Genomic DNA, 26,991 nt, shown 5'->3' on the forward strand with positions numbered 1-26,991 from the left:
GAAGCTCCGCTCCTACGAAAGCGCTCCGTGCAAAACCATTACCCATGAAAAAGCCCCGGCATGCCGGGGCTTCTTTTCAATCGGAGCTCGGCTTATTGCCCAGCCGGCTTGCCTTCCGCGTCTTCGGCCTCGATCTCTTCCAGCGCCAGTTCCAGCCCCCAACTGGAGGAGTCCGCTGCCGGTGCAGGCGCTGCGGCGGGTGCCGGCGCGGGGCTGGCGGCGGCAGTGGCTGCGGCGGAGTTGGTCACCATGCCCGGGTTGTCCTTGTACAGCTTGAGCTTCAGGCGCAGGTTGTTCGCCGAATCGGCGTTCTTCACCGCTTCTTCTTCGCTGATCGCCCCCTCCACCGCCAGGTCGAACAGCGCCTGGTCGAAGGTCTGCATGCCCAGGGCGCGGGACTTGTCCATGATTTCCTTGATCGAGCTGAAGTCGCCGCGCTTGATCAGGTCGCTGATGGTGGCGGTGCCCAGCAGCACTTCCACCGCTGCGCGGCGCTTGCCGTCCTGGGTGCGCACCAGGCGCTGGGAAACGAAGGCCTTGAGGTTGTTGCCCAGGTCGTTGAGCAACTGCGGTCGGCGCTCCTCGGGGAAGAAGTTGATGATGCGGTCCAGCGCCTGGTTGGCGTTGTTCGCGTGCAGGGTGGAGATCGCCAGGTGCCCGGTGTCGGCGAAGGCCAGGGCGTGTTCCATGGTCTCGCGGTCGCGGATCTCGCCGATCAGGATCACGTCCGGCGCCTGGCGCAGGGTGTTCTTCAGCGCGGCGTGGAAGCTGCGGGTGTCCACGCCCACTTCACGCTGGTTGATGATCGACTTGCGGTGCCGATGCACGTACTCGATGGGATCCTCGATGGTGATGATGTGGCCGCCGCTGTTGCGGTTGCGGTGGTCGATCAGCGCCGCCAGGGAGGTGGACTTGCCCGAGCCGGTGCCACCGACGAAGAGCACCAGGCCGCGCTTCTCCATCACCACCTTGAGCAGCACTTCCGGCAGCTTCAGGTCCTCGAACAGCGGGATGTCCAGCTTGATGTTGCGCGCCACGATGGACACTTCGTTGCGCTGCTTGAACAGGTTGATGCGGAAGCGGCCGACACCCTGCACCGAAATGGCCAGGTTCATCTCCAGTTCCCGCTCGAACTCGGCGCGCTGTTCCTCGTCCATCAAGCCGTAGCCGATGCGCGCCACGTCGCCCGCCTTGAGAGGCTCGTTGGACAGCGGCTTGAGCACGCCGTTGAACTTGGCGCAGGGCGGCGCGCCGGTGGACAGGTAGAGGTCGGAACCATCCTGGGTGGCCAGGATCTTCAGCATCGACTGGATATCCATAAGAACTGCATCCGTTCGCAAGGAGGGGGGGCGGACATCGCCAGCTAAGCGGCGTCCTACATATCGGAATTTTCCGACGACTCTAGGCAGCGGCCGAGTAAGGCACAACGCCACCCACCAGAAAATGCGACGTACGTCACCGCTCCCGTACAATGCCCATTCCGCCTGACTTTCCGAGGTAATACCGATGCCCGTCGCCATGGCCCGCCATATCCTGGTCAAGACCGCCGCCGAAGCCGAGCAGATCAAGCAACGCCTGGCCCGTGGCGAGGACTTCGCCGCCCTGGCACGCAAGCATTCCACCTGTGCCTCCGGCAAGCGCGGCGGCGACCTGGGGGAAGTCCGACCGGGGCAGATGGTGCGCAGCATCGACCAGGTGATCTTCAAGAAGCCCGTCGGCGTGGTGCACGGCCCGGTGAAGAGCCAGTTCGGCTACCATCTGGTCGAAGTCTATTTCCGCGACTGAGCCCGGTATGACCCCACAACAGATCGCCCGTTTCTGCCTGCAACTGCCCGGCGCCCGCGAGGACATCAAGTGGGGCAGCAACCGCGTGTTCTCGGTGGCCGGCAACAAGATGTTCGCCATCCTCGACTTTCTCGACGAAGGCGCCGGCGGCCTGGCCTTCAAGGTCGGCCCGGAGCTGTTCCTGGGCTATGTGGATCGTCCCGGCATCCGCCCGGCGCCCTATCTGGCGCGGGCCTTCTGGATCGCCATGCAGCGCCCCTACCCCATGGGCGAAGCGGAACTGCGCGAGGCGCTGACCCGCTCGCACCAGTTGGTGGTGGCCCGCCTGCCCAAGCGCCAGCGCCTGGGCCTGCTGCTGGACGAAACCCGATGAAGGGCCTGAGCTGGGAAGGCCTCTGGCAGGCTCCGACAGCCAGCTGGGAGTCGCTGCAACTGGGCGATGGCTGCGCGCAGAGCCAGCTGCGCGCCATCGACGAAAACGGCGGCCCGTCCTACCAGCTGGACTACGAACTGAACTGGGACGAGCACTGGCGTCTGCGCGAGGCACGCTTCAGCGTCGAGGGCGGCCGGGGCGCGCGCCACCTGCACCTGCTGACCGACGGCGAAGGTCATTGGCGCACCGCCGAGGGCGAGACGCTGGGCGAGCTGGACGGATGCCTGGATATCGACATCTGGCCCACGCCCTTCACCAACACCTTCCCGATCCGCCGCCTGAAGCTTGCCGACGGCCAGCGCGCGGAGTTGGCCGTGGTCTACCTGGAAGCCCCGGCGCTGAAGCCCGTGCGCATGCGCCAGGGCTACACCCGGGTGGATGCGCGGCACTACCGCTACGAAAACCTCGAAGGCACGAATTTCCAGGCGCTGCTGACGGTCGACGATGACGGGCTGGTGCTCGACTATCCGACGCTGTTCCGGCGGATCTGAATTCAATCGGCGTACGTCAAGGTCGAGCCCGACGTAGGGCGTACAACCGCGAACGGTTGTACGCCCTACGAATGCGCAGACAGTTGCTCCTACAAAACCTCTGCCCGGCTTACTCGATTCATCCGGGCCGCATTCCCTGTAGGACCGAGGGGGACGCCCAGTCCTTGCTCACGAACAACGCCCCACTGCGGCCCCAGGTTCGCGAGCAAGCTCGCTCCTACAAAGGCGCCCTCGGAGCACACACCCGAGCCAGGTAGTTCGTTAGCTTGCTTTCCTACACGCCGGGGCGGGTCCATCATGTCCTACCCACCCGCCGCTCCGATCAAGCCTGCGCATGTCCGCCCAATCCCGCTCCAGCGCCGCAACCACCCTGCAGGTGGTTTCCGTCGTCCTCTTCACCTTCCTCGCCTACCTGACCATCGGCATCCCACTGGCGGTGCTGCCGGGCTACGTGCACACGGACCTTGGCTTCGGCTCGGTGCTGGCGGGCCTGGTAATCAGCATCCAGTACCTGGCCACCCTCCTCACCCGCCCCTACGCCGGCCGGGTGATCGATACCCTCGGTCCCAAGCGCGCGGTGCTCTATGGCATGGTCGGCTGCGCCGGCAGCGGCGCGCTGATGCTCGCATCCTGGGCGACCCAGGGTGTGCCGTGGCTCAGCCTGGCGACACTGATGGTGGCGCGGCTGGTACTGGGTACCTCGGAAAGCCTGGTGGGCAGTGCCTCCATCAGCTGGGGCATCGACCGGGTCGGCGCGCCAAACACCGCCAAGGTGATCTCCTGGAACGGCATCGCCAGCTACGGCGCGCTGGCCGTCGGTGCGCCGCTCGGGGTGCTGATGGTCCAGCATCTGGGCCTGGCCAGCATGGGTGTAAGCATCATCCTGCTGGCGACGCTGGGCCTTGCGCTGGCCTGGCCGAAGCGGCCGGCGGCGCTGGTGCACGGTGAGCGGATGCCCTTCCACCATGTGCTGGGCCGGGTGTTTCCCCACGGCATGGGGCTGGCGCTGGGCGGCATCGGCTTCGGCACCATCGCCACCTTCATCACCCTGTACTACGGCAGCCGCGGCTGGAGCGACGCGGTGTACTGCCTGACGGCCTTTGGCGGCTGCTTCATCGGCGCGCGCCTGCTGTTCGCCCAGGCGATCAACCGCCACGGCGGCTTCCGCGTCGCCATTGCCTGCCTGTCGGTGGAAAGCCTCGGGCTGATGCTGCTGTGGCTGGCGCCCTCGCCCTGGCTGGCGTTGGCGGGCGCGGCGCTGAGCGGCTTCGGCTTCTCCCTGGTGTTCCCGGCCCTGGGCGTGGAAGCCGTCGGCCTGGTGCCCGCCTCCAACCGTGGCGCCGCGCTGGGCGCCTACTCGCTGTTCATCGATGTGTCGCTGGGCATTACCGGTCCGCTGGTGGGCGCCATCGCCGGGGCCTTCGGCTTCGGCTCGATCTTCCTCTTCGCCGCGCTGGCGGCGCTCAGCGGGCTGGCGCTCAGCCTGGTGCTGTACCAGCGCTCCTTCGGCGACTGATCGAACGCCTGGGTACGGAGGTCGGTACTCAGGCACAGCGGGAAGAGCTCCCCCCGCTGATCAGCCACATTGTCAACTGTGTGAGCATCGAGTCCGAAAAGATTCGATCCTCTGCTATCATCGCGCCGCTGCGGCCCACCAGAGGCCGACTACAACCAAAAGAACTAGCCAGCACAGGACGCCACTTCCCTGATGACACACATCGGGGCGGGACGCCTTTTTCGTCTTGTCGGCGCTGCACCATTAGCACAAGGAAAACAACATGCTGCAACACCGCATCAGCCTGCTCGCGCTGGGCATTCTAGCGTCCACCGCTGCCCTCGCCGAAGACCAGTCCACCGCCAAGGGCTTCATCGAAGATAGCCACATGGACCTGTTCTTCCGCAACGGCTACATGTACCGCGACTACAAGCACGGCCGCGACGACAAGTCCGAGTGGGGCCAGGCCGCCACCGCGACCTTCACCTCCGGCTTCACCCAGGGCACCATCGGCGTTGGCGCCGATGTCTTCGGCATGTACGCACTGAACCTGGACGAAAACGGCAAACGCGCCGGCGCCGCGGGCATCGACTTCTTCAAGCAGGACAGCGATGGCAACCCGGCAAGCGACCTGGCCCGTGCCGGTGGCGCGGTGAAAGCCCGCCTCTCCAACACCGTGATCAAGTACGGCGACCAGATGCCGTCCCTGCCGGTGCTCAGCTACGACAACTCCCGCCTGCTGCCGGAAACCTACTCCGGCACCCTGATCACCTCCAAGGAGATCGAAGGCCTGGAAATCAACGTCGGCCGCTTCACCTCGGAAGTCCGCAAGAGCGCCGAAGGCCACGACAGCGGCGGCCTCAAGCGCATCGACGTGTACGGCGGCAGCTACAAGTTCACCGACAACTTCAGCGGCTCCCTGTACGCTCAGGACAACCAAGACGTTGCCCGCAAGCAGTACATGAACCTGAACTACGTCATCCCGATGGCCGACCGCGAGTCGCTGACCCTCGACTTCAACGGCTACAAGACCAAGCTGAACCAGGACTGGGCCGACGAGTTCAACAACGGCAACCGCGACAACACCATCTGGAGCCTGTCGGCCGCGTACAACATCGGCGTACACACCTTCATGGTCGCCCACCAGCGCAACAACGGCGACACCGGCTACCTGTACGGCGGTTACCAGAGCGGCGACTACATCGGCGACGGCGGCACCACCATCTGGCTGGCCAACTCCTACTGGTCGGACTTCAACGGCGAGGACGAGCGTTCCTGGCAGGGCAGCTACAGCCTGGACTTCTCCGAATACGGCGTTCCGGGCCTGAGCTACACCGTGGCCTACGTCTACGGCGACAACATCAAGACCGACGAGACCAGCAACGGCAAAGAGCGCGAAATCTTCAACCAGCTCAAGTACGTCGTACCGAGCGGCCCGGCCAAGGACCTGTCGGTCAAGCTGCGCGGTTCCTGGGTTCGCGTATCGAACGATGCCCGCTCCTACAACGACGATGGCAACGAAGTCCGCGTATTCGTCGAGTATCCGGTCAACATCTTCTGATGTACTGATCGACGCCTGACGTAAAACGCCCCGTGGCAGCGATGCCACGGGGCGTTTTTCATTCCTGGGACGAAGGCGCTGGACCCTACGGCGGCGCGGGAGACTCAGCGCACCACGCTGTTGATGTCGTGGCGGTTGAGCGAGGTACGCATTTCCTCGTACCACTCAGGAATCACTTCCTTCAGGCGCTCCTTGGCGTCTTCCAGCTTGAACGGCTGGGTGTAGCGCTTCTTGCGGTACGAATAGATGTAGTAGGTGCCGTTGCGATAGAGGATGCGGTCGAAGGTGTAGAAGCTGATGTTCGTGCCGTTGCAGCGCGCGGTCAGCACCATGTCGCCCTCTTCGTAGGGCAGCACGCCCTCGGCGCATTCATAGGTGAAGAACTCGCGCACATCGTCCCAGTCCACGCCATCACTGCTGGCCCGCAGGAAGGCCTCGGCCTTTTCCTCGGAATCATCGGAATGATCGCTGTACCAGATGAACAGCGGAATGCTCTGGTTGGTCTCGTCGCCCAGCCAGCTCTCGCCGTCCAGATATTGCGCACCACGCGCCAGGCTCGCCTGCATGCGGCGATGGGTCTGGCGGTACTCTTCCAGCGCCTCGTCGAAGACCGGGCTGTCCTCGCCCAGCATTACGCCTTCGGTACCCTTGATCGCCGCCACACGGGCCAGGTAGTCGGCATACAGCGCGGCGTCCTGGATGACGGTGCAGGTGTCGCGGGTCAGGCTCAGGCCGATCTCGGTGAAGTTGGCGCTGCCCAGGATCACCACGTCCGGCTCCACCAGGATCAGCTTCCAGTGCACGCTGTTCTGCGCGCGGAAGTCCACGTGCAGGGTCACGTTGGCATCGGTGTCGCGCACGCAGAAGTCGATGAAGTCCGGCGAGGTGAAGGCATTGATGGTGCCGACCAGCAGATCGACCTTGTTGCCGTTCTCCACCAGGGTCTCGACCAGAGCCTCGGTTTCACTGGCAGAGGCCGAGACAACGGTGATCAATTTGCCGCTGACCTGCTCCAGGTACTGCTTGAGCGAGTTTTGCGCGTTAAGGATTTTCATACAGCCCCCACCAGAATTCTGAACACCCGAATTCTGAGGCAGGACAATGGCGGGTTTCAACTGCCTCGTTTCTCCCCTGCCCCCGCAGAATGGGCGCTTCAGGCGTACGGCATGCAAGGAGCCGCCCCTCTGTGGCATAATAGGCGGCTTTGCCAGGCGCGCCTCGACCCGCTCGACCGCAGCGCCCTTCCCGCACGCCCGCGCCCGGCGCGCACCATGTCCAGCCAAGGGTTACCCAGTTGATTTCCACTGCGAACATCACCATGCAGTTCGGCGCCAAGCCGCTGTTCGAAAACGTTTCCGTCAAGTTCGGCAACGGCAACCGCTACGGCCTGATCGGCGCCAACGGTTGCGGCAAGTCGACCTTCATGAAGATCCTCGGCGGCGAGCTGGAGCCTTCCAGCGGCCAGGTGATGCTGGAGAACGGCGTGCGCCTGGGCAAGCTGCGCCAGGACCAGTTCGCCTATGAAGAGTCCACCGTGATCGATACCGTGATCATGGGCCACGAGGAGCTGTGGAAGGTCAAGGCCGAGCGCGATCGCATCTACTCCCTGCCGGAGATGAGCGAGGAAGACGGCATGGCCGTGGCCGAGCTGGAAGTCCAGTTCGCCGAGTTCGACGGCTACACCGCCGAATCCCGCGCCGGCGAGCTGCTGCTGGGCCTGGGCATTCCGCTGGAACAGCACTTCGGCCCGATGAGCGCCGTGGCTCCGGGCTGGAAGCTGCGCGTGCTGCTGGCCCAGGCGCTGTTCTCCGATCCGGACCTGCTGCTGCTCGACGAGCCGACCAACCACCTCGACATCAACACCATCCGCTGGCTGGAAAATATCCTCACGGCGCGTAACAGCACCATGATCATCATTTCCCACGACCGGCACTTCCTGAACAGCGTCTGCACCCACATGGCGGACCTGGACTACGGCGAGCTGCGCCTGTTCCCGGGCAACTACGACGAGTACATGACCGCCGCCGAACAGGCCCGCGAGCGCCTGCTGTCGGACAACGCCAAGAAGAAGGCGCAGATCGCCGAACTGCAGCAGTTCGTCAGCCGCTTCTCGGCCAACGCCTCCAAGGCCAAGCAGGCGACCAGCCGCGCCCGCCAGATCGACAAGATCCAGCTGGAAGAGGTCAAGCCGTCCAGCCGTGTCAGCCCCTTCATCCGCTTCGAGCAGTACAAGAAGCTGCACCGCCAGGCGGTGACCCTGGAGAAGGTCAGCCAGGGCTTCGATGGCACCCCGCTGTTCAAGAACCTGAGCATGCAGGTCGAAGCCGGTGAGCGCATTGCCATCATCGGCCCGAACGGCATCGGCAAGACCACCCTGCTGCGCACTCTGGTCGGCGAAATGGCACCAACCGCCGGTGAGGTGAAGTGGACCGACAGTGCCGACGTGGGCTACTTCGCCCAGGACCACGCCGAGGACTTCGAAGAGGATTACAACCTGTTCGACTGGATGGCCCAGTGGACCCAGGGCGGCGAGCAGCTGGTGCGCGGCACCCTCGGCCGCATGCTGTTCTCCAACGACGACATCAAGAAGTCGGTGAAGGTCATCTCCGGTGGTGAGCAGGGCCGCATGCTGTTCGGCAAGTTGATCCTGAAGAAGCCCAACGTGCTGGTGATGGACGAGCCGACCAACCACCTGGACATGGAATCCATCGAAGCGCTGAACCTGGCGCTGGAGAACTACCCGGGCACCCTGATCTTCGTCAGCCACGACCGCGAGTTCGTCTCCTCCCTGGCCACCCGCATCGTCGAGATGAGCGAGAACGGCGTGACCGACTTCAGCGGCAGCTACGACGACTACCTGCGCAGCCAGGGCGTGATCGTCTGACGTTTCGCGATCCATGAAGAAGCCCCGCCGATGCGGGGCTTTTTCTGCGCGCCGTTCGTAGGGCATACAACCGTTCGCGGTTGTATGCCGATACACTCGCGCGGCGGTCAGGATTGGCCGATTAGCCAGGCCGGCCCCGAGCGGGCTACCGCCAAGATCGATCGGCGTATAACGCGGAGCGTTATACGCCCTCTGCCGGACAGAATCGTCCTCACCGCCCCGAGGTCTGCATCGTCGCGCTGCCCAGGCTGACGTCGAAGAACTCCGCCGCCGACGCCGCGAGGTCGCGGTGGATGGCCTTGCGGTCCAGCCCCTGATTATCGGTGCACAGATCCGGCGTTGCCTCCAGTTCCTCCTCGGAACAGGGCGACATGAACACGAAGTGCCCCGCGCCATCGAGCACCCGCAGGTCCGGTTGCTGCGGCAGCTTGCGTGCCAGGGCACCGGCGTTCTTCTTCCAGTCGAGGATATGGTCCTGGTTGCCGGTGTAGAGCAGCACCGGCACCTGTACATCCTCCAGCTCGCGGGCGCCGTACATCAGGCTCAGCGGCGCCAGCAGCAGCAAGGCGCCGACGCGGGGGTCGGCCATCGGCACCAGGTCGCTACGGTCGGCGCGCAGCTTGCCCTTGTCGCTGCAGGCGTCGGCGTCATTCGGGTATTTCTCGCAGTACTTGATCAGGCGCTCCAGGCGCGGTTGCGCGCCCGCGAGGATCAGCGCCGTCTCGCCGCCGGCGGAGTAGCCGATCACGCCGATCTTGCGCGGATCGACGACGCCCGCCACCTCGGGATCGAACAGCGCGGCGCTGATGGTTTCCGAGACCTGCAAGGGTCGGCCATAGAGATTGCTCAAGGCGCCCAGGCGGCTGTGGTCATGCAGGTTGTCGCCAGGGTGCAACAGCGCCACCACGACGAAGCCCTTGCGCACCAGCGCCTCGATCAGGTCACGGTGCGCCAGCGGCGTGCCGTAGTTGCCGTGGGACATCACCAGCAGCGGGAAGTGGCCGTTGGCGGTCTTGCCTTCGTAGGCGACATCAAGGATGAAGTTGCCCAGGTGCAGCGGCCGCTCCGGGGCGCGCGTCGGGTAGAAGGCGATGGCCTTCATCGGCGCCAGGTCCAGCGGGTCGCTCACCTGCAGACGGTGAAAGCCCACGTTCCAGCCCGAGACCGCCCAGGCCCCGCTACTGAAGGTAACGAGCAACAGAATCCACAACAGACGCCTCGCCATGGTGCAGCCCACCCCGATGCGCATTCAGCTCAGGCGCCACGGAGCTCCACCGCACAGGTTGCGGGGCTTCGGACGCCGCCTGGGAGATTTCTTGCATACTACGCGCCAGCCTGGAGCTGCCTGGATCGGCAGATGAGTGGTCTCTCTCTCAAACGCCGGAAATGAAAAAGCCCCGCTAGGCGGGGCTCTTTCCTGGTGCGTCAGCCGATCAGGCAGCAGCGAACTGGCTGGCGATGCTTGCCTGGGCGCCGGCGATGGCGTTGCGGCGAGGCTCGTCACCGTAGGCCAGGCCTTCGGCACGCACCACTTCGATGTCGGTGATGCCGAGGAAATTCAGCACCAGCTGCAGGTAGTTCTCGTGGGCGACACCGGTCGGCTGGCCGGCATGGATGCCACCGGCGGTGGAAACGATGATCACCTTCTTGCCACCGGCCAGGCCGACCGGGCCGCTTTCGGTGTAGCGGAAGGTCTTGCCGGCGACGGCGATGCGGTCGATCCACGCCTTCAGCTGGCTGGGCACGGAGAAGTTGTACATCGGCGCGCCGATGACGATGGCGTCGGCAGCCAGGAACTCTTCGATGCTGGTTTCCCCCAGGGCGGCTTCATGCTTCTGCGCGGCGTCGCGCATTTCAGCCGGGGTGCCGGCGGCGACCAGGCTGGCGGAAGACAGGTGGCTGATGGCGTCGGCGGCCAGGTCGCGGTAGGTGACTTCAACGCCCGGCTCGGCGGCAACCCAGGCGGCTACGAGTTCGGCACTGAGCTGACGGGAAGCGGAGTTGTCGCCAAGGATGCTGGAATCGATGTGCAGAAGTTTCATGTGTGAGCTCTCCAAACGGGTTAGCCAGGTGGCTGGCGGGAGTAATTCGTCGTTGGAAGCAAGACTACGCATGTAGCCAATCATCGATAAGTCGGCAAAAATGTGATAATTCGTCTCACCAGTAGGACAATCCCATGCAGGACCTCAATGACCTCTTCTATTTCGCCAAAGTAGTGGAGTGCGGAGGATTCGCCGCCGCCGGCCGCCTGCTGGGGCTGCCCAAGTCGCGCCTGTCGCGGCGTGTGGCGGAACTGGAGGCGCGCCTGAACGTGCGCCTGCTGCAACGCACCACGCGCAAGCTGGCGCTCACCGACCTCGGCGAGCGCTACTACCGGCACTGCCAGGCCATGCTGGTGGAGGCGGAAATGGCCGATGAAGTGGCCGCCCAGCTCAGCGCCGAGCCGCGCGGTCGGGTCAAGCTGTCCTGCCCGGTCGCGATGGCGGAAACCTCGCTCAACGAGATGCTGCCCGGATTCCTGGCGGCCTATCCGCAGGTGAACCTGGAGTTGCTGCTGACCAACCGCCGCGTCGACCTGCTCAATGAAGGCGTGGACGTGGCCCTGCGCGTCCGCGCGCCGGGCGATGAAGACCTGTCCCTGGTGTCCCGCCGCCTGCGCCGGGCGAAGGCGGTGCTGGTGGCGGCGCCCGCGCTCCTGCAGGGACGGCAACTGACCCACCCGCAGGACCTGGCCAGCCTGCCCGTCCTCGGCGCGATCGAGAGCGACCGCAAGGTGCACATGAAACTGATCGGGCCGCAGGGGGAAGTCTGCGAGCTGGCGATGGAAGCTCGCCTGGCGGCGGAAGACTTCAACCTGCGCAAGAATGTCGCCCTGGCCGGGCTGGGTGTGACCGTGCTGCCGAACTACTACTGCATCGAAGAACTGGCGGATGGCCGCCTGGTACGCGTGCTGCCGGAATGGCACGAGCCCGAAGCCAACCTGCAGGCGGTCTATCCGCACCGACGCGGTGTTCTGCCGGCGGTGCGGGCGTTGCTGGACTATCTGGCGGAAGAGTTCTCGAAGGACGATTCGCCGTTATGAGGCGCCCTGCCCCAGCCCCATCAGCACACCGACCCAACCCAGCAGGCGCCCGCCACTGAGCCAGTCGATCCAGAACAGCTGGTGCACCACGACGATCGCCCAGAACACCAGCTGGAACGACAGCTTGCGGGTCTTGTGGCGGAACAGCTGCTGGGCGAGCAAAGCGCCCGGCCAGCCGCCCAGCAGCTCCAGCAGGTGCAGGCTCTGCTCGGGGGTGCGCCACGCGTCCCGCTCGGCGCTGCGCTTGTCCCGCCAGTAGGCGAAGAACGCCAGCACGCTGAACAGCGGATAGAGCAGCAGGAACCAGGCGAAATAGCCGTCCTTCAGCCATACCATGGCACCCGTGACCGGCAGCGCCAGCAGCACCGCCAACAGCAGCAGGACGCGGCCGATGGAGCGCCGCGGCGGCGTCGGGAAAGCCACTTCCCGCCCGTTGCGGGCCCGCTCGCGGGTCGCCGGCGCTCCCGGCTTGCGGCGGATATCGGGCATGTCGATGGCCAGGCCGGCCAGGCGCGCGTGCTCCGCGCGCGGCCGGCCCTGCTTGTCGCTGCCCGCGACGTAGCACACCTGATCGCCACGCTGCGGACGGCGATCGCCGCGAAATGCCGAAATGTGCAGGAAGAGTTCTTCGCCACCGGATTGCGGGCGGATGAAGCCGAAGCCCTTGTCGTCGTCCCAGCGGCTGATGATGCCGTTTTTTTCCATCAAGGTTTGGCGCTGCTCCAGTCGATCAGGCCGAATTGCCAGGTCGCCAGGATCAGCAGGCCGAAGGCGATACGGTACCAGGCGAACGCCGCGTAGCTGTGGCTGGCGATGAATTTCAGCAGGCCGCGCACGGCGATCATGGCGAAGATGAAGGAGGTCACGAAGCCGATGGCGAACACCGGCAGGTCATCGGGCTGGAACAGATGGCGGTACTTGTACCCCGAGTAGACCGCCGCACCGACCATGGTCGGCATCGCCAGGAAGAAGGAAAACTCGGTGGCCGCCTTGCGCGACAGCCCGAACAGCAAGCCGCCCATGATGGTCGCTCCCGACCGCGAGGTGCCGGGCACCAGCGCCAGGCACTGGGCGCAGCCGACCTTGAGGGCGTCCTTCCAGGTCATGTCGTCCACGGTCTCGGCACGGATCACATGCTGCCGCTTCTCGGCCCAGAGCATGATCACGCCGCCCACCACCAGGGCCACGGCCACGGTGATCGGGTTGAACAGGTAATGATGGATGTAGTCGGCGAAGGCCACGCCCAGCACCACGGCCGGGAAGAAGGCGATCAGCAGGTTGACGGTGAAACGCTGGGCCCGCGCCTGGCTTGGCAGGCCGACGACGATGTCGAGGATCTTGCGGCGGAATTCCCAGACCACCGCGAGGATGGCCGCCAGCTGAATGATGATGTTGAAGGCCTCGGCGCGCTCGCCGCCAAAGCCGATGACGTCCGCCACGATGATCTGGTGGCCGGTACTGGAGATTGGCAGGAACTCCGTCAGCCCCTCGACCACCCCGAGAATGAATGCCTGGAAGGCACTCCACAAATCCATACTGCTTCCCCCGCGCGGCTCGATGGCTCGCTTTTTAATGATGTGTTCCGACTGGACCGGCCAACGAAGTCAGGACACGGACCTCGACAAGGCGTCGGCATGCTAATGCATTGCCCGCCGCTTGCTGCGGATTTAACGAAAAATTCTCATCCCGCCAGCAGCCCCAGCCCGGCCGACTATCGCTCGCCTGAAGCAGACCATCCGAGCAGGATTGCGTTCGCCCGCCGGCGAAAAATGCCTGATCCAGGGTGATGCGATGACGCAGCCGCTCTGGAAAGCCGATGATCAGGACCGACTGTAAAGGGGGTGAAACAGGTCGCTCCCGCGCAACCCCGGAGAACCGGGAAAGGTCACTCTCGGCGCCACATTGTGTTTCAGCCACGATACAGAGGTTGATTCATCCATGATCCAGGCCCGATTCCAGAGCCGTTGCCGGGATTTCCCCTCAGCGGGGATGTAATGAAGGCGCAACACCCCCTTCGCCGACGCCCCGGTCGAATTCTCCAACTAATTGATTCTTCAAGGCAATTCAATTTCGGCACAGCAACTGCTTCACCGCTGTATCGCTGAGCGACGATCAGCGCGTCACGCAGGAGTCACGGGCATGTCGGGGAGTATTGCAAGGAAAGTCGCCACCGGCCTGTCATGGTTCGCAGGCTTCCGCGCAGCGCTTGCGCGGCTGCCGTTGGCCGTGACTCAGGACGGCTGCCCCAGCCACGCTCATGGCGATCTGATCAGCCATCCCGGCGTCATGCGGGTTGCCGATGACGCTGACCGACAGGCCCTCAACGCGCAGGACAGCGTGCCTCCGGCCACTGTTATCCGGACACTGGAAAACGCCCACAACCGCACCACCGACACCTTCCGCACCACCCCGATCGCGAACTGCGATCACCCACGGAAAAACAACAGAGCGGCAGCCGTTCCCTACGGTCAGCACGCCAACCCCGCTGGCAGCGCAACGCAGCCCAGCACTGGCAACATCGCCGTCGACAACGCCACCATCCAGACCGGACCTGCATCAGCCGGCATGACCTTCGCTGCCGACGGCGGCTACTGGGGTATCACCGAGCACATGGCGATACCTGTCCCATTACCCGGGGCGGCCCGTGCTGCCCCGGGGGCAACGACGCCGGCCATGCGGAGCGCCAGGCCCAGCACACTCCGGGCCATCTGACCGGCTCCGACACCGACAACGCAAGCGTCTACCTGGCAGCCCGTGGCGGCTCCCCGCACAACCACCCGCTGCCATCGACGCTGGCTGCCCAGCCTGCGTATCCGCCGGCGCGTCATCTTGTACTGAACACGAAGGCCCCGATTGCGGGGCCTTCGTCTATTCCTGCAACGTATTTCCAGGCCGGACAACGGCACTCCTGCGGGACCGAGGGGAACGACCCGGTCCTTGCTCGCGAACGGGCTGCTACGGTGCCAAGAGATTCGTGAGCAAGCTCGCGCCTACGAAGAGCCGCGACATCCGATAACCCTTTGCGTGGAGCTGCCGCCCCGCCCTAGCGCAACTGATGCTTGTGCAGCAGCCGATAGAAAGTCGGCCGCGAGATACCCAGCATCCGCGCCGCCACGCTGAGGTTGTCGCCATGACGCGCCAGGGCATCGCACATCGCCTGGCGCTCGGCGCCGAGCTTGTACTCCTCCAGGGTCACCAGCGGCTGGTACGTGGGCTTGCCCTTCTGGCGTTCCAGGCCCAGGTCGCGCGCCTCGATCTGCCGGCCCTCGGCCAGCACCAGGCCTCGGCGCACCCGGTTGGCCAGTTCGCGCACGTTGCCGGGCCAGTTGTGCTCCGCCATCGCCGCCAGGGCATCATCGGAAAAACGCCGTGGCCGGCGACCGGTCTCGACGCTGTACAGGTGGGCGAAGTGATTGGCCAGCAGCGCCATGTCGCCATTGCGGTCGCGCAGCGGCGAGGTCGAGACCTGCAGGACGTTGAGGCGGTAGTACAGGTCCTCGCGGAAGGTTCCGGCACGGATCGCCGCCTCCAGATCGATGTGGGTCGCCGCCAGGACCCGCACGTCGACATCGATCGGCTGACTGCCGCCGACCCGCTCGAACTGCTTCTCCTGCAGCACCCGCAACAGATTGGCCTGCAACTCCAGTGGCAGGTCGCCCACCTCATCGAGGAACAGCGTGCCGCCGTTGGCCTGTTCGAAGCGGCCGATCTTGCGCTGGTGCGCGCCGGTGAAGGCGCCCTTCTCGTGGCCGAACAGTTCCGACTGGATCAGGTTCTCCGGAATCGAGCCGCAATTGATCGCCACGAACGGCCGTGCCGCGCGCCGCGACAAGCGGTGCAGGGTGCGCGCCACCAGCTCCTTGCCGGTGCCGCTCTCGCCACGGATCAGCACGGGGGATTCGGTCGGCGCGAACTTCGCCAGCAATTTGCGCAACTCGCGCACCTCGCGGCTTTCGCCGAGCAACTCGTGCTGCCCTTCGTCGCTGTGCACGCCGCCGCGACCGCGCAGGCGCGCCATGCCGAAGGCGCGGCCCAGGGTGACCTGCACCCGCGCCACGTCGAACGGCAGGGTATGGAAGTCGAAGAACCACTCGCTGACGAAATCGCCGACCTCATGGATCGGCAGGATGTCGGGACTGAGCACTGCGATCCATTCGGTGCCGCTGCGACTGATCAGCTCCTTGATCGATTCGGGGCGGTCCAGATGCTCGGGCTGCAGACGCAGCAAGCCGACGTCGCAGCTATGCTCGCCGGCCGAATCCAGCTCGCAGCTGTCCACCTCCCATCCCGCTGCCCGGAGCCCGGGCAACAGCCGCCGACAGTCATCGCAAGGATCGACTACCAGCAGGCGTCGAAGACTCGATGCCGCCTCAAGCATGCTCCCTTCCTTGGCGCCATTTTTTTGAAAAACTTTAAAAAACAGTCGTTTGGCGCTCTAAATTGTAAAGCTAGCAATATCTTGACGGCGTCTATCGACCGTTTTCCTATAAGGTCAATGCCGAATCGGTCTCACCAGCCGCGTCCGCGTCGCTTTACCTCCAACCGGCGGATGAACTCCTCGAGCACCAGCTTGTAGAGGTCGTCGCCCAGGTACACATCCTCCACCCCGCAGTCGATATTCGGGTTGTCGTTCACCTCGATCACCACCACGCGATCACCGGACTGCTTGAGGTCCACCCCGTACAGGCCATCGCCGATCAGGTTGGCGGTCTTCACCGCCAGTTCCACGACCTTGCGCGGTGCCTCATGGACCGCCATGGTGCGGAAATCGCCGCTGAGCTCCTCGGCATCGGGGCTGTGGTCGTAGATCTGCCAGTGGCCCTTGGACATGAAGTACTGGCAGGCGAAGATCGGTTTCTGGTTGAGCACGCCGATGCGCCAGTCGTATTCGGTATAGAAGAACTCCTGGGCCAGCAGCAGCACCGAGCGCTCGAACAGCTCGGCGCTGGCCTTGAGCAGTTCCTGCTGGTCGCTCACCTTGATCACTCCGCGGGAGAAGCTGCCGTCGGGAATCTTCAGCACCAGCGGGAAGCCCAGCCGCTCGCCGACCTTCTCCAGCTCCTGCGGGTTGTCCTTGTAGAGAATCTCGGTGGCCGGCATGCCCAGCCTGTGGCTGCGCAGCAGGTCCGCCAGGTAGACCTTGTTGGTGCAACGCAGGATCGACACCGGGTCGTCCATCACCACCATGCCCTCGCTCTCGGCCTTCTTGGCGAAGCGATAGGTGTGGTCGCTGACGCTGGTGGTCTCGCGGATCAGCAGCGCGTCGTACTCGGCCAGCCGCGAGTAGTCCTTCCTCTCGATCAGCTCGACGTCTATGCCCAGGCTGCGGCCGACGCGGATGAAGTTCTTCAGCGCCTTGGCATCCGACGGCGGGAAGGCCTCCTCCGGGTCGTGGAGAATCGCCAGATCATAACGGTACTGCTTGCGCGAGCGCGGCTTGCGCCATATCTGCCGACTGAAGCTGTCCAGCGCATTGGCGAACAGGTCTTCCTGGTCCTCGCGCAGCTTGTGGATGTTGCCCGGCTTCACCCCTTCGATGTGCCAGCCGCGGCTCTTGCGGAACTCCACCAGCAGCAGCGGACAGGGAAAGGCCTCGAACAGCTGGCGCGCCAGGTCCTGCAACGGCTCCATGTCGGTGCGGCCGAAGTACAGGGTCAGGGTGAAGCCGTCGGTGTTGCCGTAGGGATGGTCGGCCAGCGCCTTGTCGAGGGTCTTTTCCAGGTCTTCAAGGGCCAGGCTGTAGAGGGATTTCTTCGCCAGTTCGCTGATGCTGCGCACCGACGGAATCACCTTGTGCCCGCGCGCCTCGGCCAGCAGCGAACAGTAATAGCCGTGGCCCAGGTATTTGTAGTTGCGGCACAGGTTGATCACCTGCACACGCTTGCCGCTGTCGTCATCGATGGGCATCTCCAGGTACTCCTGGGCGCTGACCACATCTTCACTGGGATAGTAGGACGACCAGTCTTCCTTGCGTTCGACGATGATGAACAGCTTGCTCACGACACCTCCAGGGCACTCGGGATAGCGCTTGCCGCGCATAGAGCCAGGGACAATACTCCGCTGAACGCTGCTTCGACCGCGGGGCCGGGCGGTACGTTCGCGTTCGCCCCCAACCAACGTGCTCCTTACAGGTTAACGAATCCTTACCGGTATGAACCTGCAACTTCGCGCCGCCACCGCCGACGACCTGAACGCCCTGGTCGAGCTGGAAAACCGCTGCTTCGAGTATGACCGCCTGTCCCGGCGCAACTTCCAGTGGATGATCAGCCGCGCCCACGCCTCGCTGGTCGTCGCCGAGGCCGACCGCAACCTGCTGGGCTACGTGTTGGTGCTGTTCCACCAGGGCACCTCGCTGGCCCGCCTGTACTCCATCGCCCTCGACGAGCGCGCCCGCGGCATCGGCTTGGGACAGAAGCTGCTGGACCGCGCCGAGGCGGAGGCGATCGAACACGACTGCGCCTACATGCGCCTGGAAGTCCGCCCGGACAATCGCGGCGCCATCATCCTCTACCAGCGCAACGGCTATCGTCCCTTCGCCACGGTGCGCGACTACTACGAAGACCATAGCGAAGCGCTGCGCTTCGAGAAACGCATCCGCCAGATCAGCGGCCAGGCGCCACGGCACGTGCCCTTCTACCGCCAGACCACCGAGTTCACCTGCGGCCCTTCCTGCCTGCTGATGGCCATGGGCGCGCTGGAGCCCGATCGGGTGCTGGAACGCCGCGAAGAACTGCGCCTGTGGCGCGAAGCCACCACCATCTACATGACCGCCGGCCACGGCGGCTGCAGCCCGCAGGGTCTGGCCCTGGCCGCCTGGCGCCGGGGCTTCCGCGTGCAGTTGCAACTGTCGGAGGACGGACCGCTGTTCCTCGACGGCGTACGCAGCGAGGAGAAACGCGCGGTGATGCGCCTGGTGCATGAGGACTTCGCCCACGAACTGGCGCAGAGCGACGTGGAGCAACTGCTGGTCAATCAGCTCGACATCGGCAGCGCGCTGGAAGCCGGTGGCCAGCCACTGGTGCTGATCAGCAGCTACCGCCTGACCCGATCCAAGGCGCCGCATTGGGTGGTGGTCACCGACTGCGACGAGGACTTCGTCTACCTGCACGACCCCGATGTCGACCACAGCAAGCACCGCCAGCCGCTGGACTGCCAGCACATCCCGGTGAGCCACGGGGAGTTCGAGCAGATGAGCCGGTTTGGCCGCAGCAAGCTGCGGGCGGCGGTAGTGCTCTACAAGCGCTGAAGCGTTCGCTCCTACGAAACCGTCGCTCCGAGCGAGCCGGCCGGCATCATTACCACCACAAAAACGAAAAAGGCGCCCGCAGACGCCCTCCTCCATTGGCCCTGGCTCAGGGCACCAGTGCCATCCCCACGCCAAAGCGGTTCCACGCATTGATGGTGGCGATCGCCAGCGTCAGATTGACGATCTCTGCCTCGCCGAAATGCTCGCGCAGGGCTTCGAACTGATCCTGGGGCGCATGCTTCTCGGCCAGCAGGGTCAGGCTTTCCGTCCAGGCCAGCGCGGCGCGCTCGCGCTCCGTGAAGAAGCGGGTTTCCCGCCAGGCGCTCAGGGTCTGCAGGCGCGCCTCGGTCTCGCCGGCCTTGCGCGCATCGTTGGCGTGCATGTTCATGCAGTAGGCGCAGCCGTTGAGCTGCGAGGCACGCAGGCGCACCAGTTCCAGCAGCGGGAGCTCCAGGCCGGATTTCTCCAGGGCCTGCTCCAGGCCGAGCATGGCCTTGTAGGCATCGGGGGACTTCTTGGGCCAATCGATACGTGCACTCATGATCTTCTCCAGTGGGTCCGCGAGTTGCGGGAATGGCGATACGTTACCGCCACAGGTCGGCGCTTCGAATAGCCAATTTCCGCCAATACCGGCAGACCAATGGGGCCAATCGGCCTGGGTTTCCGGACTGGGCACCTGTCGCCGGGCGCTTCGAATTCAACCGATGCGCCGACGGATGATCATGGCGGAACGGCGTACAACCGCGAACGGTCGTACGCCCTGCGCGGACGCTGGTGGCGGGGCCAGGCTCAGCGATCGATCCGCGTCGACAGGATGATCGACGACATGGTCCGCTCCACCCCGTCCAGCGCGCCGATGCGGTCCAGCACCGCATCCAGATCGCGGATCGACTGCGCCTCGACGATCACGATCATGTCGAAGTTGCCGCTCACCGAATGCAGGGTCTTCACCTCGGCGATCTTGTCCAGCGCCTGCACCACCTGGTGCGACAGCTTGGGCAGCGCCGTCACCAGCACATGAGCGCGCACTAGCGACTGCGCATAGCTGTCCGACACCTTGATCGAATAGCCACTGATGATGCCCTGCTGCTCCAGGCGCTCGATCCGGCTCTGCACCGTGGAGCGCGATACGCCCAGCTTGCGCGCCAGCTCGGAAATCGACTCGCGGGCATTGGCGCGCAGCAGGCTGAGCAGCATGGCGTCAGCGTTTTTCGTTATTTTGTTCATTTAGTCAATCAATCTGCCTGAAAGGTCTTGAGCATTCTGCAGATTTACGGATTCATTTCAACGGCCGCCTTTGTAATAGTGAGCGCCAAGGCGAGCCCTCACAGCTCGCCATTTCTTTGCCCGCGCGCCATCCATCGACTGGCCTCTGCGGGCCGCGAAAAGCCTTGCCAAGCTGGTTGATGAAAACCGGCATGCCGAACAAACGGGAGCCTCCAATGCACAAGAACCGCCATCCCCACACCCCCGGCAAGAAACCGGTGACCATCTTCGGTCCGGACTTCCCCTTCGCCTTCGACGACTGGATCGAACACCCCGCGGGCCTGGGCAGCATCCCCGCCGACAAGCACGGCCAGGAAGTGGCCATCGTCGGCGCCGGCATCTCCGGCCTGGTGGCGGCCTACGAGCTGATGAAGATGGGCCTCAAGCCCGTCGTCTACGAGGCCTCGAAGATGGGCGGCCGCCTGCGCTCGGAGAGCTTCGAAGGCGCCGACGGCATCATCGCCGAGCTGGGCGGCATGCGCTTCCCGGTGTCCAGCACGGCCTTCTACCACTACGTCGACAAGCTCGGCCTGGAAACCAAACCCTTCCCCAACCCGCTGACGCCGGCCTCGGGCAGCACCGTGGTCGACCTGGAAGGCACCAGCCACTACGCCGAGAAGATCGACGACCTGCCGGAAATCTTCCGCGAAGTCGCCCAGGCCTGGGCCGACGCCCTGGAAGACGGCGCACGCTTCTCCGAGATCCAGGACGCCATCCGCGAACGCGACACCGTCAAGCTCAAGGCCCTGTGGGACGAGCTGGTACCGAAGTGGGACGACCGCACCTTCTACGACTTTGTCGCCACCTCCAAGGCCTTCTCCCGCCTCTCCTACCGCCACCGCGAGATCTTCGGCCAGGTCGGCTTCGGCACCGGCGGCTGGGACTCGGACTTCCCCAACTCCATGCTGGAAATCTTCCGCGTGGTGATGACCAACTGCGACGACCACCAGCACCTGGTCGTCGGCGGCGTCGAGCAGGTGCCGCGCGGCATCTGGAACCATGTGCCGGAGAAATGCGCGCACTGGCCGGCCGGCACCTCTCTCGCCTCGCTGCACAACGGCGCACCGCGCCCGGGCGTGAAGAAGATCGCCCGCGCCGCCGATGGCACCTTCGCCGTCACCGACTACTGGGGCGATACCCGCCACTACGCCGCCGTCCTGGCGACCTGCCAGACCTGGCTGCTGACCACCCAGATCGAATGCGAGGAAGCACTGTTCTCGCAGAAGATGTGGATGGCCCTGGACCGCACCCGCTACATGCAGTCCTCGAAGACCTTCGTGATGGTCGACCGCCCGTTCTGGAAGGACAAGGACCCGGAAACCGGCCGCGACGTGATGAGTATGACCCTCACCGACCGCCTCACCCGCGGCACCTACCTGTTCGACAACGGCGACGACAAGCCGGGCGTGATCTGCCTGTCCTACTCCTGGATGAGCGACGCCATGAAGATGCTGCCGCACCCGGTGGAGAAGCGCGTACAACTGGCCCTGGACGCACTGAAGAAGGTCTACCCGAAGGTCGACATCGCCAGCCACGTCATCGGCAACCCCATCACCGTCTCCTGGGAAGCCGACCCGCACTTCCTCGGCGCCTTCAAGGGTGCGCTGCCGGGCCACTACCGCTACAACCAGCGCATGTACGCGCACTTCATGCAGGACGACATGCCCGCCGAGCAGCGCGGCATCTTCATCGCCGGTGACGACGTGTCCTGGACCCCGGCCTGGGTGGAGGGCGCAGTACAGACCTCGCTCAACGCCGTGTGGGGCATCATGAAGCACTTCGGCGGCGCCACTCATCCGGAGAACCCCGGCCCGGGTGATCGCTTCGCCGAGCTCGGCCCGATGGAACTGCCGGACTGATTCCCGCCACTCATTGAACATCGGCTCGCGCGGGGCCGGGATCGGGCGCACACTGCCTGATCCCGGCCTTGCGCGTTCGAAGGAGAACTCCATGTACCTCGCCCTCTACCAGTGCCCACCCGGCCCGGACGACGTCGCCGGCAACCTGCGCCGCCTGGAGCAGGCCGCGCAGCAGGCGGTGCAGAATGGCGCGGACCTGCTGGTCCTGCCGGAAATGTTCCTCAGCGGCTACAACATCGGCGCGAAACGCGTCGCCGAGCTGGCCGAAGCCAGCGACGGCCCCTCGGCGGCCCGCATCGCCGAAATCGCCCGCCAGCACAGGATCGGCATTCTCTACGGCTACCCCGAGCGCGACGCAGGCGGCGCCATCTTCAACAGCGTGCAACTGATCGACCGCCAGGGCGAGCGCCGCGCCAACTACCGCAAAACCCACCTCTACGGCGACCTCGACCGCACCCAGTTCAGCGCCTCCGACACGCCGCCGGCGATCTTCGAGCTGGACGGCTGGAAGATCGGCCTGCTGATCTGCTTCGACGTGGAATTCCCCGAGGCCGTACGTACCCTGGCCCTGGCCGGCGCCGACCTGGTGCTGGTGCCCACCGCCAACATGCGCCCCTACGAATTCGTCGCCCAGGTGCTGGTGCCCACTCGCGCCTACGAGAACCAGGTGTTCCTCGCCTACGCCAACTACGCAGGCAACGAAGGCGAGCTGGAATACTGCGGCCTGAGCTGCATCGTCGCGCCGGACGGCCAGGTCATGACCCAGGCCAGGCACAGCGAGGAGCTGCTGGTGGCGGAACTGGACCCGCAACGCATCGCCCTGGCACGCGAGGGGTACAGCTATGTGCACCTGCGGCGGCCGGTGCTGTATCGCAGCTGAAGAAAAGCCCGGCGCAATGCCGGGCTTTTTTGTGCGTAATCCGGATTTTGTACCCAACAACCGCATGAATCGCGCACGCCGGGAGCTCCCTGCGCTCTGAAAGATTCGCGGACAAGGTCCGCTCCTACGGGAGCCTGCGCACCGCATGGCTCTGGCTTTAAAGACTTCCAGAGAAACCTCCGCACACGCCGGAACGCCCCTTCAGGAGGCTGAGTGGAATCGGAGTTTCAGGGGTTGAGCGGCATGGATGCCGCGAGAGCGTCGTTGGGCCATGGATGGCCCGTCGACGCGGGCCCCTGAAACTTCGATGGAACGAGGGGAGTCCCGCGAAGCGGGACCCGGATGATGGGGCAAAGACCTTTGGTTACTTTCTGTGGGGCGGCCATCCGTAGTTTGAGAAAGTGACTCGCCCGAGGGGGCGAAACAAAATGTCCCCGAGCACGCCGAAGCGGCGCAGAAACATGCAACCCAAAAGCCCAAAAGCATCGCGGACAAAGTCCGCTCCTAGGAGTGCCGATCCCCACAATGAACAACGGCGCCCTCGGGCGCCGTCGTTCATCCAGCCACGATCACCCATTGGCCTTCTTGATGATCGCCTCGGCGATATTCGCCGGCGCCTCGGCATACTTGGTGAACTCCATCGAGTAACTCGCCCGCCCCTGGGACATGGAGCGCACGTCCGTGGCATACCCGAACATCTCGCCCAAGGGCACCTCGGCGCGGATCACCTTGCCCGCCGGCGTGTCCTCCATGCCCTGGATCAGGCCACGCCGGCGGTTGAGGTCGCCCATCACGTCGCCCATGTAGTCCTCCGGCGTCACCACCTCGACCTTCATCACCGGCTCCAGCAGCACCGCGCCGCCCTTCTGCGAGAGCTGCTTGGTGGCCATGGAGGCGGCGATCTTGAACGCCATCTCGCTGGAGTCGACGTCGTGGTAGGAGCCGTCGAACACCGAGGCCTTCAGGCCGATCAGCGGGTAGCCGGCGAGCACGCCGTTCTGCATCTGCTCCTCGATCCCTTTCTGGATCGCCGGGATGAATTCGCGAGGGATCACGCCGCCCACAACTTCATTGACGAATTCCAGGCCGTCCTTGCCTTCCTCGCCCGGCTCGAAGCGAATCCAGCAATGGCCGAACTGGCCGCGACCGCCGGACTGGCGGACGAACTTGCCCTCGATCTCGCACTTCTTGCGGATCGCCTCGCGGTAGGCCACCTGCGGCTTGCCGATATTGGCCTCGACGTTGAACTCGCGGCGCATGCGGTCGACGATGATGTCCAGATGCAGCTCGCCCATGCCGGAAATGATCGTCTGCCCGGTCTCCTCGTCGGTCTTGACGCGGAACGAGGGGTCCTCCTGGGCCAGCTTGGACAGGGCGATGCCCATCTTCTCCTGGTCGGCCTTGGTCTTGGGCTCCACCGCCACGGAGATCACCGGATCGGGGAAGTCCATGCGTTCGAGGATGATCGGCTTGTCGATGGCGCACAGGGTGTCGCCGGTGGTGACGTCCTTCATGCCGATCAGCGCGGCAATGTCGCCGGCGCGAACTTCCTTGATTTCCTCGCGCTGGTTGGCGTGCATCTGCACCATCCGGCCAACGCGTTCCTTCCTGGTCTTCACCGAGTTGAGCACGGCGTCGCCGCTGCTCAGTACACCGGAATAGACGCGGGCGAAGGTCAGGGTACCGACGAAGGGGTCGGTGGCGATCTTGAAGGCCAGCGCGGAGAACGGCTCGCTGTCGTCGGCATGGCGCTCCAGGTGCTTCTCTTCGTCGTCCGGGTCGGTGCCGTTGATCGCGGGAATTTCCGTGGGCGCCGGGAGGTAGTCGATCACCGCGTCGAGCACCAGCGGCACGCCCTTGTTCTTGAATGAGGAGCCCAGCACCGCCGGGACGATCTCGTTGGCCAGGGTGCGCTGGCGCAGGCCGGCCTTGATTTCCTCGATGGAGAGCTCCTCGCCTTCGAGGTACTTGTTCATCAACTCTTCATTGGCTTCGGCGGCGGCCTCGACCATGTGCGCGCGCCACTCCTCCGCCAGCGCCTGGAGCTCGGCCGGAATCGGCTCCTCGGTGTAACTGGTGCCCTGATCGGCCTCGTTCCAGACGATGGCCTTCATCTTCACCAGATCGATCTGCCCGGCGAAATTCTCTTCCGCGCCGATGGCCAGCTGGATCGGTACCGGGGTGTGGCCCAGGCGCTGCTTGATCTGCGCGACCACGCGCAGGAAGTCGGCGCCCTGGCGGTCCATCTTGTTGACGTAGGCCAGGCGCGGCACGTGGTACTTGTTGGCCTGGCGCCAGACGGTTTCGGACTGCGGCTCGACGCCATCGGCGCCGCTGAATACCACCACGGCGCCGTCGAGCACGCGCAGGGAGCGCTCCACCTCGATGGTGAAGTCAACGTGGCCGGGGGTATCGATGATGTTGAAACGGTACTTGTGGTTGTACTGCTTGGTGGAACCCTGCCAGAAGGCCGTGGTCGCCGCCGAGGTGATGGTGATGCCGCGCTCCTGCTCCTGCACCATCCAGTCCATGGTCGCCGCACCGTCGTGAACCTCACCCATCTTGTGGTTCACCCCGGTGTAAAACAGGATGCGCTCGGTGGTGGTGGTCTTGCCGGCGTCGACGTGGGCGACGATGCCGATATTGCGGTAAAGCTCGATGGGCGTGGTGCGAGCCATGGTGTGCTCCGTATCTGCTGGTTGACTGCCGGGCCTGCAGCTGCGGGTCCGTTGCCTGCGCGGGGACGGCGGGAAGCGGTGCGCGACGAAAAAACTCTGCGCACAACAGGCTCAAGGTAGCGCGTCTTCGTGGCAATTCCAGTAACCCGACGCGGCAACCATGGCCGTCCGACCGGCTGCGTCGGCCCCCGTCCCGTTGGCGTACTGCAGCGGTAGCCATCGCCTCCCCGAGAGCCACCCGGAGGGCCTGTGAACGCCCGCCGCGGCAATTTCGTCACCCAAAGATTAATAATCCATATAAATCATATACTTATACATTTAAATCAATTCTTTACATGACTAATAGGCTTCACGCTCCAGCCGACCTATACGCGTCAGAAGGCCGGAGTTCCAAGGCTTTGCTTCCCGCAGACGAGCCTCAGGCAGCCGCCCTTGTTAAAGTCATTTATCAAGAGATTTAATTCTTTAAAATTCATATAGTTACAATATTTTTAGAGAAATAACATTAAACAACCACTCAACCTGCCAAGCCCGCCACTGGATCGAACCGCCCTTCCGGGTCCATCCTTGAACCATGCCCATTTGCCGGAGATCGCCACCATGAGCGATAGCATCACCATAGATTTCGTCTCCGACGTGGTCTGCCCCTGGTGTGCCATTGGCCTGAACGGCCTGCTGGAAGCCATCCGCCGCGTGGACGGCGAATTGACCGTGGAGCTGCACATCAAGCCCTTCGAGCTCAACGCCGACATGCCGCCCGAGGGCGAGGACCTGGTGGAGCACCTGCAGCGCAAATATGGCAGCAGCGCCGAAGAGATCGCCCGCAACCAGGAACACCTGCGCACCCTGGGCGAGGAAGTCGGCGTGCATTTCGACCTGAAGAAGCGCAACCGCATCTACAACACCTTCGATGCCCACCGCCTGCTGCACTGGGCGGCGGAGTCGCACCGTGACGTGGCCCTCAAGCAGGCCCTGCTGCACGCCTACTTCGGCGAGGGACGCGACCCGAGTGATGCCCGGGAGCTGCTGGACGTGGCCGTCAGCGTCGGCCTGGATGCCGTCCGGGCGCGGGAAATCCTCGACGGTGACGCCTTTGCCGACGCGGTGGTGGCCGAAGAGGATTTCTACACCAGCCGCGGCATCCACGCCGTACCGGCGGTGATCCTCAACGGCCGCCAGCTGATCTCCGGCGCGCAGAGCGTGGACTACTACGAGCAGGCACTGCGCCAGGTGGCGCGCAACGCACCGTTGCCGGAATGACACGCGTCGCATTCGGATGCCAACCGCACCATGGCCGATGAACGTCCGCCTTGCTGGACCATCCCCGTTGA

General features: G+C 64.6%; 23 protein-coding genes. 12 read left to right on the plus strand and 11 right to left on the minus strand.

Features of this window, described 5'->3' with window-relative positions; translation table 11 throughout:
* Positions 1 to 92: 92 nt before the first annotated feature.
* Positions 93 to 1,319, minus strand: a complete 1,227-nt coding sequence (locus ACAW63_RS20350; protein ID WP_371228161.1) for a PilT/PilU family type 4a pilus ATPase — start codon at positions 1,317 to 1,319, stop codon at positions 93 to 95.
* 187 nt (positions 1,320 to 1,506) lie between these two features.
* On the opposite strand from ACAW63_RS20350, the gene ACAW63_RS20355 reads away from it, so the two are divergent.
* The 5 genes from ACAW63_RS20355 (at position 1,507) to ACAW63_RS20375 (ending at position 5,765) form a co-directional block, all read left to right on the plus strand.
* The gene (locus ACAW63_RS20355) at positions 1,507 to 1,785 is read left to right on the plus strand and encodes a peptidylprolyl isomerase (protein WP_152223913.1); all 279 of its coding nucleotides are present in this window, start codon (positions 1,507 to 1,509) and stop codon (positions 1,783 to 1,785) included.
* A gap of 7 nt (positions 1,786 to 1,792) precedes the next feature.
* Positions 1,793 to 2,158 (plus strand): MmcQ/YjbR family DNA-binding protein, encoded by a 366-nt coding sequence (locus tag ACAW63_RS20360; protein ID WP_371228163.1) that lies wholly within the window; start codon positions 1,793 to 1,795, stop codon positions 2,156 to 2,158.
* Complete coding sequence (locus tag ACAW63_RS20365; RefSeq protein ID WP_371228165.1) at positions 2,155 to 2,709, plus strand: putative glycolipid-binding domain-containing protein; 555 nt, start codon at positions 2,155 to 2,157, stop codon at positions 2,707 to 2,709. The genes ACAW63_RS20360 and ACAW63_RS20365 overlap by 4 nt, the downstream gene beginning before the upstream one ends.
* A gap of 334 nt (positions 2,710 to 3,043) precedes the next feature.
* On the plus strand, positions 3,044 to 4,225 hold the full coding sequence (locus ACAW63_RS20370) for an MFS transporter (RefSeq protein WP_371228167.1): 1,182 nt from the start codon (positions 3,044 to 3,046) through the stop codon (positions 4,223 to 4,225).
* Between the two features lie 262 nt (positions 4,226 to 4,487).
* The gene (locus ACAW63_RS20375) at positions 4,488 to 5,765 is read left to right on the plus strand and encodes an OprD family porin (RefSeq protein ID WP_371228169.1); all 1,278 of its coding nucleotides are present in this window, start codon (positions 4,488 to 4,490) and stop codon (positions 5,763 to 5,765) included.
* Positions 5,766 to 5,869: 104 nt separating this feature from the next.
* On the opposite strand, the gene ACAW63_RS20380 is transcribed toward ACAW63_RS20375, so the two are convergent.
* Positions 5,870 to 6,820 (minus strand): phospholipase D family protein, encoded by a 951-nt coding sequence (locus tag ACAW63_RS20380; RefSeq protein WP_371228171.1) that lies wholly within the window; start codon positions 6,818 to 6,820, stop codon positions 5,870 to 5,872.
* A 239-nt stretch (positions 6,821 to 7,059) separates the two neighbouring features.
* On the opposite strand from ACAW63_RS20380, the gene ACAW63_RS20385 reads away from it, so the two are divergent.
* On the plus strand, positions 7,060 to 8,649 hold the full coding sequence (locus ACAW63_RS20385; RefSeq protein WP_371228173.1) for an ABC-F family ATPase: 1,590 nt from the start codon (positions 7,060 to 7,062) through the stop codon (positions 8,647 to 8,649).
* 211 nt (positions 8,650 to 8,860) lie between these two features.
* On the opposite strand, the gene ACAW63_RS20390 is transcribed toward ACAW63_RS20385, so the two are convergent.
* Positions 8,861 to 9,874 carry an alpha/beta hydrolase family protein gene (locus ACAW63_RS20390; protein ID WP_371228175.1) on the minus strand — a complete coding sequence of 338 codons (1,014 nt, stop codon included), beginning with the start codon at positions 9,872 to 9,874 and terminating at the stop codon, positions 8,861 to 8,863.
* A 208-nt stretch (positions 9,875 to 10,082) separates the two neighbouring features.
* Positions 10,083 to 10,691 (minus strand): FMN-dependent NADH-azoreductase, encoded by a 609-nt coding sequence (locus ACAW63_RS20395; protein ID WP_207886870.1) that lies wholly within the window; start codon positions 10,689 to 10,691, stop codon positions 10,083 to 10,085.
* A gap of 134 nt (positions 10,692 to 10,825) precedes the next feature.
* Here ACAW63_RS20395 and ACAW63_RS20400 point away from each other — a divergent pair, with 134 nt between their 5' ends.
* A complete protein-coding gene (locus ACAW63_RS20400) occupies positions 10,826 to 11,731 on the plus strand; it encodes a LysR substrate-binding domain-containing protein (protein WP_275611590.1) in 906 nt (301 codons plus the stop codon).
* On the opposite strand, the gene ACAW63_RS20405 is transcribed toward ACAW63_RS20400, so the two are convergent.
* Both ACAW63_RS20405 and ACAW63_RS20410 read right to left on the minus strand, forming a co-directional pair.
* Positions 11,726 to 12,436 carry a DUF1294 domain-containing protein gene (locus ACAW63_RS20405; RefSeq protein WP_371234730.1) on the minus strand — a complete coding sequence of 237 codons (711 nt, stop codon included), beginning with the start codon at positions 12,434 to 12,436 and terminating at the stop codon, positions 11,726 to 11,728. The genes ACAW63_RS20400 and ACAW63_RS20405 overlap by 6 nt on opposite strands.
* On the minus strand, positions 12,436 to 13,266 hold the full coding sequence (locus ACAW63_RS20410) for an undecaprenyl-diphosphate phosphatase (protein WP_371228178.1): 831 nt from the start codon (positions 13,264 to 13,266) through the stop codon (positions 12,436 to 12,438). The genes ACAW63_RS20405 and ACAW63_RS20410 overlap by 1 nt, the downstream gene beginning before the upstream one ends.
* A gap of 604 nt (positions 13,267 to 13,870) precedes the next feature.
* Between ACAW63_RS20410 and ACAW63_RS20415 the strand changes: the two genes are divergently transcribed.
* Positions 13,871 to 14,443, plus strand: a complete 573-nt coding sequence (locus ACAW63_RS20415; RefSeq protein WP_371228180.1) for a hypothetical protein — start codon at positions 13,871 to 13,873, stop codon at positions 14,441 to 14,443.
* A 331-nt stretch (positions 14,444 to 14,774) separates the two neighbouring features.
* Here the strand turns inward: ACAW63_RS20415 and ACAW63_RS20420 are convergent, their stop codons facing one another.
* Both ACAW63_RS20420 and ACAW63_RS20425 read right to left on the minus strand, forming a co-directional pair.
* Positions 14,775 to 16,109, minus strand: a complete 1,335-nt coding sequence (locus tag ACAW63_RS20420; protein ID WP_371228182.1) for a sigma 54-interacting transcriptional regulator — start codon at positions 16,107 to 16,109, stop codon at positions 14,775 to 14,777.
* A gap of 131 nt (positions 16,110 to 16,240) precedes the next feature.
* Positions 16,241 to 17,731, minus strand: a complete 1,491-nt coding sequence (locus ACAW63_RS20425; protein ID WP_371228184.1) for a RimK family protein — start codon at positions 17,729 to 17,731, stop codon at positions 16,241 to 16,243.
* A 151-nt stretch (positions 17,732 to 17,882) separates the two neighbouring features.
* Here ACAW63_RS20425 and ACAW63_RS20430 point away from each other — a divergent pair, with 151 nt between their 5' ends.
* Positions 17,883 to 18,977 (plus strand): GNAT family N-acetyltransferase/peptidase C39 family protein, encoded by a 1,095-nt coding sequence (locus ACAW63_RS20430; RefSeq protein WP_371228186.1) that lies wholly within the window; start codon positions 17,883 to 17,885, stop codon positions 18,975 to 18,977.
* 106 nt (positions 18,978 to 19,083) lie between these two features.
* Here ACAW63_RS20430 and ACAW63_RS20435 read toward each other — a convergent pair whose 3' ends face one another.
* Together ACAW63_RS20435 and ACAW63_RS20440 are read right to left on the minus strand one after the other, a co-directional pair.
* Positions 19,084 to 19,518, minus strand: coding sequence for a carboxymuconolactone decarboxylase family protein (locus tag ACAW63_RS20435; protein WP_371228188.1), 435 nt, complete (start codon positions 19,516 to 19,518; stop codon positions 19,084 to 19,086).
* Positions 19,519 to 19,766: 248 nt separating this feature from the next.
* Positions 19,767 to 20,204: an Lrp/AsnC family transcriptional regulator gene (locus ACAW63_RS20440; protein ID WP_275611582.1), complete on the minus strand. Its 438-nt coding sequence runs from the start codon at positions 20,202 to 20,204 to the stop codon at positions 19,767 to 19,769.
* Positions 20,205 to 20,419: 215 nt separating this feature from the next.
* Between ACAW63_RS20440 and ACAW63_RS20445 the strand changes: the two genes are divergently transcribed.
* Positions 20,420 to 22,102, plus strand: a complete 1,683-nt coding sequence (locus ACAW63_RS20445; protein ID WP_275611581.1) for an NAD(P)/FAD-dependent oxidoreductase — start codon at positions 20,420 to 20,422, stop codon at positions 22,100 to 22,102.
* A 91-nt stretch (positions 22,103 to 22,193) separates the two neighbouring features.
* Positions 22,194 to 22,982 carry a carbon-nitrogen hydrolase family protein gene (locus tag ACAW63_RS20450; protein WP_371228190.1) on the plus strand — a complete coding sequence of 263 codons (789 nt, stop codon included), beginning with the start codon at positions 22,194 to 22,196 and terminating at the stop codon, positions 22,980 to 22,982.
* 569 nt (positions 22,983 to 23,551) lie between these two features.
* Here ACAW63_RS20450 and fusA read toward each other — a convergent pair.
* Positions 23,552 to 25,660, minus strand: coding sequence for an elongation factor G (gene fusA / locus ACAW63_RS20455; RefSeq protein WP_371228192.1), 2,109 nt, complete (start codon positions 25,658 to 25,660; stop codon positions 23,552 to 23,554).
* A gap of 600 nt (positions 25,661 to 26,260) precedes the next feature.
* Between fusA and ACAW63_RS20460 the strand changes: the two genes are divergently transcribed.
* Entirely contained in the window at positions 26,261 to 26,920 is a 660-nt protein-coding gene (locus ACAW63_RS20460) for a DsbA family oxidoreductase (protein ID WP_371228194.1), read from the plus strand.
* Positions 26,921 to 26,991 lie beyond the last annotated feature (71 nt).

Origin of the sequence: Pseudomonas sp. QE6 (assembly GCF_041379005.1) — a bacterium.
In the GTDB taxonomy this organism is placed as follows: domain Bacteria; phylum Pseudomonadota; class Gammaproteobacteria; order Pseudomonadales; family Pseudomonadaceae; genus Pseudomonas.